Origin of the sequence: Methanosarcina sp., from assembly GCF_049706645.1 — an archaeon.
Taxonomy (GTDB): Archaea; Halobacteriota; Methanosarcinia; order Methanosarcinales; family Methanosarcinaceae; genus Methanosarcina.
Window position 1 is genome coordinate 276,100 of record NZ_JBNAKP010000015.1, and the last position, 13,228, is coordinate 289,327.

A 13,228-nucleotide genomic window follows, 5' to 3' on the forward strand; every position below is an offset into this window, starting at 1 on the left:
CATCCTATAATACCACGTATTTCACTCTTTCTTATCTTCTTTTGTACAAGAATACGCAAAGTAGACAGGCAATATCAGAGGCTATTTCAAAGCTAGGAGTTTTTTTGCTTTCTTTTGCAGAGGTATTTGGGCTTTGCTTTTGCTCAGGTGTCTGTTCAATATTTTCTGTCGTATTTCGAGTGTTAGCTTCATTCTGTATTTCATTTACAGCTACAGACTGTGTTCCAGTCTCAGTTCCAGACTGTTTCTCTGTCTCGTTTACTTTAGTATTATCCGTTATTGCAAATTGAGAGAAGCCCAGCGTTTGTGCTGTGAAATACAGGTACTTTTCGTCTTCCCCTGACAGGTTAGTTGAAAGCTGGCTCCATTTATTGTCACTATATCTGTTTAGAGTTATAAAAGATGGGTCGATTTTTTCATCCTGTATCCAAGATCTCTCAACCTTGAAGCATACAACCGCGTTTTCGATATTCTTTGAAGTTCCGAACCCACCATTTCCAACCCAGACATTCAAATATTTGTAGACTTCACCAGTAGGCATATCAGAGGTAAGAATGGATTTATTTTTCAGTATCTCGACATTAGTTGCTATCTTGCCAGCAGTCTTCTTCGAATCGAAGCTCACAGATACGACAGAAGTAGCATTCTTTGGAAAATCAAACTTTGCAGAATTTCCGCTGGTAACAAATCTCTGTGAGAAATCTTTAACTTCAACATTTGTTGCAGGCTCAGGGGAACCACCGCCTCCACTTGAGGTACTTTTACTGGGACTGGGACCATGAATAAAGAAAAGATCCATATATATAGTAGAAGTTTTAGAGGCAGTAACGTTTTCATTGCTCAAAGTCAGGGTAACAATATAGTTTTTTTGTATGTGAGTTCGCCCCGGACCACAATAGGTTGATGTATCTATATAAACGTGCCTCGGATTTTGAAGGGTTGAAGTAGCTCCATCTCCAAAGTCCCAGTTCCATCCAGCTGCATTTTGAGAAAGATCAGTAAACTGAACGAAAAGAGGATTACCGCCTCTAGACGGATTGGCAGCAAAGTTTGCTACAGGAGGTACATTATAATCTAAAATAGTTACTACAGCAAATTTTGAATCTATATCGTTTTCATTGGTTGCGATTAGTTTAACGGTGTAAGGCCCTGCTGAAGAATAAATATGAGTTGGGTTTTGCTCGGTTGAAGTAGTTCCATCTCCAAATTCCCAGTACCATTCGGTTGCATTTTGTGAAAGATCAGTAAACTGGACAGCCAGTGGGGCATAACCACTGCTTATATTGCTACTGAAGTTCACAATAAGTACTGGTTTTAGTGCTGAAGGATGTGCTATAAACTGCCCGAAAGCAGTAGGACTGCCTCCCACATTCACTGTAGCTGTAACCTTGTTAGTTGTGGTGTCAATTAGGGAGACCATGCCACTATCCGGATTCGTTACATATACCTTTGTTCCAGCCGGATTGACTGCAACTCCATAAGGCCGGTTTCCTACATTTATAGTGGCTGTAACAGTGTTCGTAGCGGTGTCAATTATAGAGACAGTAGGATCAGAGTTTGCGACATATACCTTTTTTCCATCAGGTGTGACTGCAACTCCGCCAGGAGACTGTCCTACAGGCACTGTGGCTGTAACATTGTTTGTTGCTGTGTCAATTACAGAAACTGTACCGTTTCCTGGATAACAGGCGTTGACTGAACAAGGGGTGTCGCCTTTTGATACGTATACCTTTGTTCCTTCGGGGTTGACTGCGACTCCATGAGGATATCCATGAGGATAATTACTTCCTACATTCACCGTGGCTATTACAGTGTTGGTTGAAGTGTTAATCACAGATACATTTCTGTACCAGTTCGCCACGTACACCTTCGTTCCATCCGGAGTGACTGCAACTCCTGTAGGGAAGTCTTCTACGTCCACTGTCTCTGTAACAGTGTCCGTTGCAGTGTCAATTATAGAGACAATGCCGCCATAGTAGCAAGCCGTTACATATACCTTTGTTCCGTCTGGACTGACTGCAACTCCGCGAGGAGACCATTCTACAGGCACGGTAGCTGTAACAGTGTTTGTAGCAGTGTCAATTACGGAGACACTGCCACTGCCTTGGTTCGCCACATATACTTTTGTTGCATCCGAAGTGACTGCAACTCCTAAAGGTAATTTTCCTACAGGCACAGAGGCTATAACAGTATTATTTGCTGTGTCAAGTACAGAGACAGTCCCATTCTGATTTGGAATATATGCATATGTTGCAGCAGGCGAAGCACTTGGCACAGGAGCTGCCGATGTCGTAGATGATACGAAAATTAAAAAAGAAACGAGAAATACTGAAACAAAAGTTTTTGAATACAATATGTTCTTCCTTTCCATTATATTTCATCCGTTTATATTATCTCATTTGAAAAATCTTATTATTAATACAATTTAAAGAAATTTAAAAGTTCCCTCAGTTTTTGGCTTGAAAGTCCAAGTATTAGATTATTTGTCAGAACAGAAGGTCAGATAGAGTAAATGTGAGTAAAACACGAAAGATTTTGCATCTAAGAAATTTAAAAGATTAAAAATTGAGAAACAAGATTTTGGAGTGAAGTTCTAAAAATTGCAAGTAAAAATTCTCTGGAATCTATCATGGAAGGCAAATTAAGTTTTTTTAGCCGTAATTATAGTATATGGAATTGAAGGTCTTCTTCTTTTTAACTAAACTGGCAATTTAAGTTAAAGAATTAAAGGAAAGGAATAGCTAAATGCGCTTATCACAAGTTTAATTATTTGAAATACAGGATATGAATCGTTATTTAATGCATATTCTGTTTCCCTTACCTGTAAAGAGATTGCAGACAACGAGGATATTGAGTTAAAAAAGGTAGCAGATGCTCTTAATCACTATACTTCAAGCAATTACTCTTATATCACGAGGCTAAAGAAGAAGTCTGCCAGCGGCAAATACAGGTACAAAATCAACAAAAGCGATGTTGAAGCCTACCTTCAGTATAAATACCGTGTAAAGCATGGGCTTGATTTAAACCGACATAAGGGTACCAGAGCGCGTTGATTCTTATTATGGTATAACCAAAAAGGCGCTTTAGAACCTGGTCTGGTTTGGGTTGATAAAGAGATTCTGCCAACAGAAAAAATGGATAAGCATTGAAGAAAAAAAGAACAGACTTTTAGACCAAAATTTTGATTAAGGCACTTCGAATACTGTCTCCACTACCAACTCAAAATAAAAAGCCCTATATTATAATTGCTAGCGGCTTTTTTGGATTGATTTTTGGACAGGAATTTTGCTTTTGTGGAGAAGTTAAATACCATCCTATTTTATGCAGCGTTTCTAATGAGTTTTCAAATTAATTGCAATTATTATTTGATTCTTCAACTTTTCAATAACTACTATCCACATATTCAATATTAATACCTAAACTTTTAAGATAAGGGAGTATCTTTTCTGTAAAACATTTAACGCATACATCAGGTTCAAACTTACTTGCAGTTTGACATCCCTGCCATCTTTGCCCATATTCATGACATATCGTAACTTCATTAAAATGAGATCCCATGTTTTCTTCTTGAATATCTTTGCCGCAGATGTCACAAGTAGTTTTTATAAATTTTTTATGGATTATTGTTTCTGTAACTTCTTCGTAGTGATCCATTCCCTCAATCCCTCCGTATATTTATCTATTAACCTCATCCAATTAGAATGTTAAGGTTTCAATCTCTCAGGACTGTGCGTTTGATAGGCAGAGTAGAGCACTAGACGGCCTGTCGTAACTATTATGAATCAGACAGTTTTAATCCTCTTACGGTTGGTTTCTTGTCCAACTGCGTAGTGTTATTTTATTATTTTATTATTAAATATTTTATGTAATTTGCAGAAAATGATTCAAAAAGCCAAGAGGTACTAATATGGGAGTTTCTGATCTTCTAGAATGGTCGTGACTCCTCAGCATTTGCTTTAGATTCTATCCTTAATACAGGAAGAAGGGCTTAAGTTTTCCGTCAAATATAGGTGGTGTAGGAAAGCCTGGCTTGCGGATTTTGAGGATATAGCTGAATATGTACGCGACGTAGAACTAAAAAGGCGCCTGGCGGCATATAGCGTGACTGAAGCTTAAAAGTAATTTTTTTGTAAAATCCCGCCAATTTTATTGTTACAAGCAACGTATAATCTCTTACTCAGTCTAATTTATTCATTGATTTTCCTTTCCTGCATTAAATTCATTAATAGCTTTTGCTGTGTTCTCAAGCAGCTTGAAAGCGAGGTCCTGATCCGGCCAGAACGCCAGCCCGCAGTCCGGATTCGCATATTTTATGCGGTCCCCAAGAATGGAAAAAGCCGTTTCAAGCCTCTTTTTTATGACGTCTGAAGTCTCTAGCTCAGTTACGATTTTTTGCAGATATTCCTTTTCCTTCCAGGCATTGACCCCATACTTTTCATTGATAATGCTTATAAGACTGAAAATATCGGTTCTCGAGACTCCGACTCCTACGTAAGTATTTGAGTCCTCCAGTACTTTTCTGTCCAGAAGATCGAGGTAGGAAGGAGTTCCCGCATACTCAAATCCGATGACATTGATAGGGGTCTCACATATAAGCTTATACTTCAATGGGGAATACAGATGAATCTCCATGTCCGCTCCCTGTTGCCGAGCATAGGTAGAGGCAACTGTAAGGGCCGATATGATCTCAGAGTCAGAAAACTGAATCTTATCAGTTAATCCCAGGCTGATCTCATCCAGAGCTATAACTTTAATTTTGAAATTTTTTGCTGTTTTAAACGCCTGTTTAATGAATTTCTCAATATCCAGCGCAAGGATATTATAAGCGTCCACAAAAGCTGTTGCCCCGAAAGCCTGAAGATACAGGTCTGTTGGGCCTGCAATACAAACCCTGACTTCAAGAGTCTTTCCTGTCTCTTTTTTATATTGTTTTGCAATTTCATCAATTATTTCCAGCTCAAGAATCTTTGCATTTTCCTCTTTTAACACATAAGGTTCATAACAATTCTTTTCTTCTCTGATAATATCCAGGAACTGACCTATCATATCTCTAAACTGTGGATATGTGGGAACGTGTACTCCCACATCGATTTTTCTCTGGAAAGCCTCTCTTATTATTGAAAATAGCTTTTCATCCTCATTTCGGTTTTCAGCTGCAGCCTTTACCCACTCCCTTGTGATACCTTCAGGTGTGGGAAGGCTGCCTTCATCGATAAAAATAATCTCCTGCATGCTTGGTATTAAGAGATATAAAGTTTTATAGATATTGGAATTGCTCTCGCAATAAAAAGTGCGAAGTACCTCATTTTAAAGAAATAAACTCCTGTGGGAAATTGATGTTGAGGTACACTATGAAGCTTATTCATTGGAAGAGATAGAATGGCGAAATGTAGGTAAAATATATCAATTCATAGTTCTACCTAAGCAGTATACTGTTACTGAAGCTTAAGAGTAATTTTTTGTTTTGCCACTTCACTCTTCCGGTGGTTCTTATTGAGATAAAAGGCGAGTTGTTGCAATCTTTAGTTTAAGATTCTTCTAGCTTTAAGCAAGAACATTGACTTAAGGATACTCTTTAAGCTCTCTACGAGCTGCTTTATGACGACGGCTCTGTTTGTCTGCGCATCTTCATAAACTATAAGGTACAATAATAGCTTGGGGTGAATAATTGTGCATCAATTTGTGAAAATAGCAGGTTATACCGTAGCAGCATTGGGAGCTGCTTATGTTGTAAAACACATGAAGCATGGTAAAAAAAGTTCGCGTGGGTGGCATAAAATAAAAGTAGAAGATGAAAAAAGAACTGGTTCGAGATATGGTTCTAATCCGGTCCGTTATTAAACCCGATAACCATACGTGAAAGTTCTCACTATTACTCCACATGCCGACCATCACGTCCAGAGCCTTGAGTACAGGGTCGGGGTTAGATGACTTTATGTATTTTTCTCATTCGTATTTTTTCTTTTAAGTTTATTGTCCCTCGTATGCCTGCTTTAATTTTTCTATGTCAATTTTACCCATCTGAAGCATTGCATTCATAACTCTTTGCGATTTCTCAGGATCAGGATCATTTAAAAGCTCGCCCAAAATAGTGGGAACGATTTGCCATGACACGCCGTATTTGTCTTTAAGCCAACCGGGTCCCTGGCTTTCTCCGCTCTCGGAGAGTTTCTCCCACAACTCATCTATTTCTTCCTGAGTCTCGCAATTGACGAAAAATGATATCGCTGGCGAGAAGGTGAATTGTGAACCACCACCGTTTAATGCAATAAAATCTTGTCCTTCGAGCTGGAATGCCGCGAACATTACTGTCCCTTTCGGTCCCTGGCCTGCTTCTCCATAGCGCATAATGCTAACAGTCTTTGAATTTGCAAAAATGGAGGTATAAAAATTCATTGCCTCTTCAGCTTTACCATCGAATAATAGGCATGGAGTAATTTTTTGCATATCGTTTCCTCCTTTTATATCTGTTTGAATGTGACTGCTCCCCTCATTAAAATGAGGGGTATCTATCGGTTTTACGAACAGACTGTAATCCCAGTCTGAGAATATTAATAGAAGCATTAAGATCACGGTCAATAGATAGACCATAGAAATGACAGTTATGAGTTCTTTCTAACAGGTCTTTTTCTACCAGCATTCCACAATTTGAACACATCTTTGAAGTATTCTTTGGATCAACGAGTATTACTTTTCTACCAGCGTTTTAGCTTTGTATGAAGTATAAGTTACAAGTTTACTCCAAGCGGCATCAAGGATGTATTTTTCCAGATTGTGATTTTTTGCCATGTTTAATTACTTTTAATGGATGCAATTATTTCCCTAATTTGATCTCTTTTAAACTTTCATCAGATATTCAGCGAGCTTGTCTAAGGATTCGTTCCAACCAGCCTCAGCCGAATCTCTATTTTCACCAGCTGGAATGCCTTCATGTCGCAGAGTGATCTTAGTTTTACCGTTGTTTTCTTCAAATATTACCGTCACAAGTAGCTCTAAGGGCCAATCTCCGCTCATTCCATAATGAGAAGCTGGTACCACATTACCTTGAGCATCCGAAAATGAATCGGTAGTGACAATCTTCTCCTGCTCGACAATTTCCCGATAAACACCTGTACTCCAGTAATCTTCACCTTCAGGTGATCGCATGCACCAAAGAGACTTCCCTCCCACGCGGAAATCTATCTTGATAACAGGCGTAGTGAAATCTTTCGGTCCCCACCATTGCATTAAGTGCTCAGGCTCAGTCCATGCCTTCCAAACGAGACCCCTCGGTGCATTAAAAACTCGTGTAATGACAAGCTCTTGATCCCCAATTTTCTGATTCAATTCTACCATTTATGCTTACCCCCTTTATGCCTGACAATAATGAGTAGAATAACCTCTGAGCTCAGTTTTTTGTTTTCATAAATTTCAGTTTAAGCGTCCATTTTTTTTGAATGCAGGCTTTCCACTCATCAATAAAACAGGATTTTATAATATCTAGGAATTACGCAGTTAAAGTATAAAAATCAAGTGCAGTAGACTTTGGAGTCTAAACGTAGATGTTGGGAAGTTGAAGATCAATATTATTGATTTCTCATCTCAACCTCATAAATCCCGGATTGAGCTGCAAAATGCAATAAAGCTAAAAGTAATCATCAAAAATCCGTAATCAAAGTCTGTCTCTCATCTCTTTCCTTAAGTTTTAAGACCCTACACCTACAAGCCTGAACTTTTACTTTCCAAGGAGTTTCATTAGGAGCTGTATAACAGTCCTTTCAATCACAAAGAGATCTGAAGTCTATATAGGGATTGTTTTTTAGGTATTGCTTTTGAGTGCTTGTATGTGGAAAAAATCTTCAAAACGCACTATAAGAGCAAAATATTGATTCTGATATCCTCCAAAAAAGTCAGTTCGCAAGAGCTTTATCTTCCGGATTTGACCACAACTCAAGATCGCACTCTGTACCTGTATAGAAGCGAACACAATTGTCCGTCATTTTAAGCTTATCGACACGCTGGTAATACATTTTCTGAGATAGTATATACTTATCTGTCCATAGCTTATTCAAAAGGAATGCATATACCATGGCAGGATCTTTATGGTCGATAAAATACGCTTTTACTGCATCATAATATTTGTTTGATTTTATTGTTTCCACTCTTTATCCCTGTCTATCACTTGACTGTCTAAGTATAAAACTTTTGAGAAAGACATTGAAATTGCATGAAAACTTAAATTATTCTAAACAAAATAATCGGGCAGGGACGATATAATATTTTTGTAATTGTTTGATTTGAGAAAACTAAATTTTTTTAGAGTTTCTTCTATAACCCTCATATATCTATTACTTCCTACAATGTATGCTTTTCTAAACTCAATTTCCTGGGAGTTTCCAGCGATTACCGCCAGCTTAAGCCTTAGGTTATCAAATGTTTAGATCGGGGTTGCAGCCACATAGTACAACGTATAAAATTAGTCGGTTTTTGAATAAAATAGATTGGGTAAATGCCTTATCTACATAAATCTCAGTTTATAGCGAAAATTTATTGTTTTTCAGTAAAATTTAATTGGGATTTAAGTTAATTGCGATTTAAGTTGCCTTTTTTGTTGATCCCGTTTTAGATTCAAACTTTGTTATTGAAAAGATACCAAAAACGTATTTAATATGTTTTTTAAGGCTTAATAACCCTTGAAAGACACTTTCAGATTCTCTTTATAACTAGCGTATTTATAGAATAAAATATTATATAATTAATTAAATAAAAACGTGGACTAAAAGTCAAACTGTACATAGGGAGGTCGAAAGAAATGCCACTTGTTGATATCAAACTCATTGAAGGTGTATTCTCTGAGGAAGAAATCAAGAAGCTTATAAATGACGTCACAGACGTTATAGTCTCGTTCATGGGAGAAAATCTCCGTAGCTTTACATTAGTAGTAGTCGAGGAAGTAAAGAGCGGAAGCTGGGGGGCAGGTGGACAGGCAATTGGATTGGAGGAAGTAAGGGCCATGCAAGCGGGTACTTTAAAGAAGCCCTAAACCATAATCAGGAAAAGCCGGAGATTAGCTGGCAGGATTTGATATCTGCCAGCGATCTCATCGTTCCTATGCACAATTACTGTCAATATCCTCAGATTATAAAATGCTTTAGAAAGCGGAGTGAAAGTATTGTCTAATATTGTTATGGACATTCGTCGGCGACTTTATCAGCTCTTTTATTTCTTACGACTCACACGTAGACTCTATACTTGATTGAAATCGTCTCCTTACATTCTATCCTGGACAAGCAGATAATCCCTTAATTGAGCTCGTATATGGCGTATGAAAAAACCGACTCAAATCCAAAAATTTACAACTAAACAAAATAAGGTTAAGAAAAACTTTCTTTATCTTCCTTATAAATTGCTATTTTCCTTCTTCCCAAAACTCACTTTCCCTCAAATTTCCCCACCGGAAATAACCATAGATATATATCAGGGTTATTCAAAATAGCCATTTGTGACCTCTGGAGAAACTGTGCGGGCGGAAATCCTTGTATCCGGAAGGGTGCAGGGTGTTGGTTTTCGAAGATTTGCAAGAAATGCTGCCGAGCGTCTGGGTGTTGACTCTAACCCGATAAATTTAAGGGATGGCAGGGTTTTTGTCATTGCCGAAGGCAAACCCGAAGCTGTAAAGCTCTTTATAAGTGAACTCAGGAAAGGGCCCACGTTTGCTCATGTGGAAGATGTCGATGTCACCTTCAGGGAAGCCTTTGGAAACGTATATGACTTATGATCTCTTTTCGTTATACCCATTATTTTGTTAAATCCATAGATCCGTTATATCCATCAGGTTCTTATTTCTCCTCTTCTCCGGTCTCTTGAGCTTTTTTCAGGATTTTTGCAATAATTATAATTCCCGCAAGATTTACAAGTCCTATCACAAGATACCCTATCAGATGCTTTAAACTCGAATCCGAAGTTCCCGAGTTCCCTTTCTCAAAACCTGCCGCAGAAGTGGGTTTTTCTCCTGAACCAGTATCAAACTCCGTATTTTTCCCGCTTTTTTCTTCGATTTTCTGCCCCTTTTCGGTGAATTCAAGCACCGAGTCGGTCTCAAGAAGAACCTCTTTTTCCTTCGCTTCAAGGCTGTTTCCGGAGTCAAGGACAGCGCTGGTCATGAAGGTACTTCCCGGCTCAAGCCCCAGGAAGAGGAACTGGTCATCATTTTTCAGGGAGGCTATAACGTTTCCATCCTTCCTGATTTCTACGGAGCCCTTCTCAGGGAGTTCCACCTTCAGGTTTACGTGGTCTGTGAGGAGGATCTGATTTCCTTCTGCAAACCTCGGCCTGTCAGGGATGTCAAGAATTCCAAGCAGCGTCGGAGCAAAGTCTTCCTGGCCGTATTCTCCCCTGCGAACTCCGATCCCAACGTCGTCAGCATTTACTATCAAGGGAACGAGCTGTGCTTCGTCGGTTACTGAGAATTTTTCGGATTGGTGGCCTCCTTTTGAATCCGCTTTGGAAAAACCCATTCCGTGGTCGGCTGTCAGGACAAAGGCAATGTCATTCTTTTTGCAGAGTTCATAGAGCCGGGGAAATTCGGAATCGAGGCATTCGATACAATCTATATACCCATAGTTATCCCTGTAGTGCCCGCTCATATCTACAGCTCCTACATTCACTGTGAGCAGGTATTTTTGTCCTGGTCTGTTTCCGGACATATATTCCACGATATCGCAGGCGGTATCGATTCCCCATCTGTTATATCCGCTGTATTTTTCCCGGGTCTCTTTTGATGTGACATAGCCAGGCGCTTTGTGAGCCGCCTCTTCCAGAACCTGCAAAAGTCCTTCAGGCACTTCAGGAGTGCCAGGGGATGGCTCGGGTTGCTCAAGCACGATTGCCATGTTCTTTATCGAGTTATTTTTGTCCCTGAGAAAAACATCCTGCTCGGCGCAGACCGACCAGGAATCCCCTTTTTCCATAACTGCAATACAGAGATAACCTTCCCTGTGCAGAATATCGAAAACTGTTGCGTCTTTAAAGCTTACAAGCTCACTGTCCGCACCCGGATTTCCCGTGATAAGCACTGAATGCCCTCCTTCGGTAAAGGTCTGAGGGGCACGGAATTTCAGAAGCCTGGCACTCTCTTTATTTATTTCCGGTAGATTTTCAAGCTCGGCTTTTTCAAGGGGTGTGCCGTCCAGTGCATGCGGCGTAAGCTCAGGATAGATAAAAGGCGCGCTCAGGCCGTCCACTATCAGCACGACTGCGCCATGGGGTGTATTAACGGGATTTACCTCAACTTCGGTCAGTGCAGAGGCAGGTGCTGAAAAAGTGAAAAAGACAAAAAACATTGCAAGAAAAAACAGAATTGGGAAAGCCCTGGATTCTCGATTTGCCTGGATCATTGTAAATTATTTTAGCTTTAAGCTATAAAGAATTATCTTCTGATGTACTCTGAGGATACGTATTCTGGAGATATATTTTCTCAGGAGATTTGCTTTCTTCTCACGATACATATTTTATTTTAATATTTTCTTCTTACTTTTTTGACTTGTGAAGTTTACTAAATGCTAAAGTTTACTGAACGCATCTACGCTGAAGTTTTCTATGTCTTGCTGTTTCAGTTCTATTTTTGCTATTTCAGTTACCTTTTTAAATATCTATTCTATCAGAAAGAGTAAATTCTTATTATATTTGCCGTAAATATCTATAACATTCTGGCAAAATCTATTTCAGGACCAAAAAACAGGGAATGTTCCTATGAAAATGAACCCACGCTGTACCTACTGCCTGCTCTCAAGAGTGCACTTCCAGTCTAAGCTTTCAACGGATGATGAAGACCTTATAAGCAAGACCATCAAAGAATGCCTTGAAGTTATGAACAAACATTACAACCCTGATGCCGTATCCGCTTCCGTGGCCACCAAAATTCACAGGAAATGCTATGAGGTTCTGAAAGACAATGACCCTTATGCGGTAACAAAGAAGCTTATCAACCAGGCTGCGCTGAAAGTCCTGCCTGCGGCAGAAGAGAAAATTTATGAAAATTCTCCTGACAACGGGGAACTTTTCAGGCGGGCAGTGCTGGCATCCGTGGTTGCGAATTACTTTGATTTCGGAATTATGGGCTTTGATGCCAGTGAAGACAAGTTTGAGGCGGCTTTTCTGAAATATTTCGAACACGGGCTTGATGTGGACGATACTCCTAAAATACTCGGGCTCCTGCAGGATGTCGTTTACATTGCCGACAATTGCGGAGAAATTCTCTTCGATATGCTTGTTTTTGATATTATCAAAAAACTCGGTGGAAAGATCACACTCGTAGTTCGGGGCGGGCCGATTCTCACAGATGTGACCCTGGAAGAGGTAAAAGAGTTCGAAATTGATAAAAAGGTTGACCGAATCCTGACTACCGGCTCAAATGCCGTAGGTGTCCTGATTGAGGAGGCCCCGGCCGAACTTCTCCAGGCTATGAAGGATGCGACCCTTATTATCAGCAAGGGTATGGCCAACTACGAGACTCTCTCAGAGCATAACTTCGGGCCTATTGCTTATATGCTTCTTACGAAATGTGAGTGCGTAGCTGAAGACCTGGGGCTTGAACCGGGACTGTCCGTTGCAAAACTGATGAACTATCCCTGAGGCTTTTACAGGAGAGATTTTCGGAAGCTTCTTATTGATAAAGGCTCACTAATGACTATAGCCAGGATAGCGCAAAATAACTAACGCATGCAGTAAAAAGCTATGCCCGCGCGTAAAATATACTTTATACTCAATAGGATCAACAAAATTTAATAAATCGGAATGAATTTTAAGGAGAAATAAAAGATGTGTGAAATCAATGTCTTCTTACTTCGTGGAGATGAACGTGAGAGAATTATGGATTCCGTAGCAAAGATCCTGGTTGAAGGCGATTCAATCCAGCTTACAGGAATTCTCGGCGATCAAATGAGTGTCAGGGGTTCAGTCAAGGAAGTTAATTTCTCACGCGGAGAAGCTCTTATTCTTGCAAAATGAATTTTTTATTTTTTATGCTCTTTCTTTTATCATAAGTAGGACTTACGCGGTTGAATCTTTTTTCTGCAAATTATATTAAAATATGATCATTACTATAATTATAATAAATATAATCAAAAAAATCTTTGAGTTGAACGCAATAAATCCGCCTAAATGCACTGAACTTGATTACATCAACTTTCTTATTGCTTCTTCACGAGTATTTAGCTGTACAGAAGCTTCTAAATGCAGTTATTTTGAC

Annotated in this window: 12 protein-coding genes; 4 read left to right on the forward strand and 8 right to left on the reverse strand. The window is 39.4% G+C overall.

All coding sequences use genetic code 11. From position 1 onward, the window contains the following. Positions 1 to 31: 31 nt before the first annotated feature. From ACPK8D_RS07080 to ACPK8D_RS07110, 7 genes are all read right to left on the reverse strand, one after another. Positions 32 to 2,371 (reverse strand): PGF-pre-PGF domain-containing protein, encoded by a 2,340-nt coding sequence (locus tag ACPK8D_RS07080; protein WP_424717134.1) that lies wholly within the window; start codon positions 2,369 to 2,371, stop codon positions 32 to 34. Positions 2,372 to 3,381: 1,010 nt separating this feature from the next. Next, on the reverse strand, positions 3,382 to 3,654 hold the full coding sequence (locus ACPK8D_RS07085) for a hypothetical protein (RefSeq protein WP_424717135.1): 273 nt from the start codon (positions 3,652 to 3,654) through the stop codon (positions 3,382 to 3,384). A gap of 537 nt (positions 3,655 to 4,191) precedes the next feature. After that, on the reverse strand, positions 4,192 to 5,232 hold the full coding sequence (locus ACPK8D_RS07090) for a methionine synthase (RefSeq protein ID WP_424717136.1): 1,041 nt from the start codon (positions 5,230 to 5,232) through the stop codon (positions 4,192 to 4,194). 738 nt (positions 5,233 to 5,970) lie between these two features. Further along, positions 5,971 to 6,573, reverse strand: a complete 603-nt coding sequence (locus ACPK8D_RS07095; protein ID WP_424717163.1) for a VOC family protein — start codon at positions 6,571 to 6,573, stop codon at positions 5,971 to 5,973. Continuing rightward, on the reverse strand, positions 6,494 to 6,658 hold the full coding sequence (locus tag ACPK8D_RS07100) for a zinc ribbon domain-containing protein (protein WP_424717137.1): 165 nt from the start codon (positions 6,656 to 6,658) through the stop codon (positions 6,494 to 6,496). Before ACPK8D_RS07100 ends, ACPK8D_RS07095 begins: the two co-directional genes overlap by 80 nt. Before the next feature lie 179 nt (positions 6,659 to 6,837). After that, positions 6,838 to 7,335, reverse strand: a complete 498-nt coding sequence (locus ACPK8D_RS07105) for an SRPBCC family protein (RefSeq protein ID WP_424717138.1) — start codon at positions 7,333 to 7,335, stop codon at positions 6,838 to 6,840. A 554-nt stretch (positions 7,336 to 7,889) separates the two neighbouring features. Continuing rightward, entirely contained in the window at positions 7,890 to 8,141 is a 252-nt protein-coding gene (locus ACPK8D_RS07110) for a hypothetical protein (RefSeq protein ID WP_424717139.1), read from the reverse strand. Between the two features lie 650 nt (positions 8,142 to 8,791). Between ACPK8D_RS07110 and ACPK8D_RS07115 the strand changes: the two genes are divergently transcribed. Then, a complete protein-coding gene (locus ACPK8D_RS07115) occupies positions 8,792 to 9,022 on the forward strand; it encodes a tautomerase family protein (RefSeq protein ID WP_424717140.1) in 231 nt (76 codons plus the stop codon). Positions 9,023 to 9,481: 459 nt separating this feature from the next. Further along, positions 9,482 to 9,757, forward strand: coding sequence for an acylphosphatase (locus ACPK8D_RS07120; RefSeq protein WP_424717141.1), 276 nt, complete (start codon positions 9,482 to 9,484; stop codon positions 9,755 to 9,757). A gap of 61 nt (positions 9,758 to 9,818) precedes the next feature. Here ACPK8D_RS07120 and ACPK8D_RS07125 read toward each other — a convergent pair whose 3' ends face one another. Beyond that, positions 9,819 to 11,375, reverse strand: a complete 1,557-nt coding sequence (locus tag ACPK8D_RS07125) for a sulfatase-like hydrolase/transferase (protein ID WP_424717142.1) — start codon at positions 11,373 to 11,375, stop codon at positions 9,819 to 9,821. 355 nt (positions 11,376 to 11,730) lie between these two features. Between ACPK8D_RS07125 and ACPK8D_RS07130 the strand changes: the two genes are divergently transcribed. Next, positions 11,731 to 12,612 (forward strand): damage-control phosphatase ARMT1 family protein, encoded by an 882-nt coding sequence (locus ACPK8D_RS07130; RefSeq protein WP_424717143.1) that lies wholly within the window; start codon positions 11,731 to 11,733, stop codon positions 12,610 to 12,612. A gap of 186 nt (positions 12,613 to 12,798) precedes the next feature. Beyond that, entirely contained in the window at positions 12,799 to 12,987 is a 189-nt protein-coding gene (locus ACPK8D_RS07135; RefSeq protein WP_424717144.1) for a CooT family nickel-binding protein, read from the forward strand. Positions 12,988 to 13,228: the final 241 nt, after the last annotated feature.

What these genes read in the sequence shown, in the direction of transcription:
- ACPK8D_RS07100 (WP_424717137.1), bottom strand. Translation starts at nt 6,658, where the DNA reads ATGTGTTCAAATTGTGGAATGCTGGTAGAAAAAGACCTGTTAGAAAGA.
- ACPK8D_RS07130 (WP_424717143.1), top strand. Translation starts at nt 11,731, where the DNA reads ATGAAAATGAACCCACGCTGTACCTACTGCCTGCTCTCAAGAGTGCAC.
- ACPK8D_RS07105 (WP_424717138.1), bottom strand. Translation starts at nt 7,335, where the DNA reads ATGGTAGAATTGAATCAGAAAATTGGGGATCAAGAGCTTGTCATTACA.
- ACPK8D_RS07125 (WP_424717142.1), bottom strand. Translation starts at nt 11,375, where the DNA reads ATGATCCAGGCAAATCGAGAATCCAGGGCTTTCCCAATTCTGTTTTTT.
- ACPK8D_RS07135 (WP_424717144.1), top strand. Translation starts at nt 12,799, where the DNA reads ATGTGTGAAATCAATGTCTTCTTACTTCGTGGAGATGAACGTGAGAGA.
- ACPK8D_RS07085 (WP_424717135.1), bottom strand. Translation starts at nt 3,654, where the DNA reads ATGGATCACTACGAAGAAGTTACAGAAACAATAATCCATAAAAAATTT.
- ACPK8D_RS07090 (WP_424717136.1), bottom strand. Translation starts at nt 5,232, where the DNA reads ATGCAGGAGATTATTTTTATCGATGAAGGCAGCCTTCCCACACCTGAA.
- ACPK8D_RS07080 (WP_424717134.1), bottom strand. Translation starts at nt 2,371, where the DNA reads ATGGAAAGGAAGAACATATTGTATTCAAAAACTTTTGTTTCAGTATTT.
- ACPK8D_RS07115 (WP_424717140.1), top strand. Translation starts at nt 8,792, where the DNA reads ATGCCACTTGTTGATATCAAACTCATTGAAGGTGTATTCTCTGAGGAA.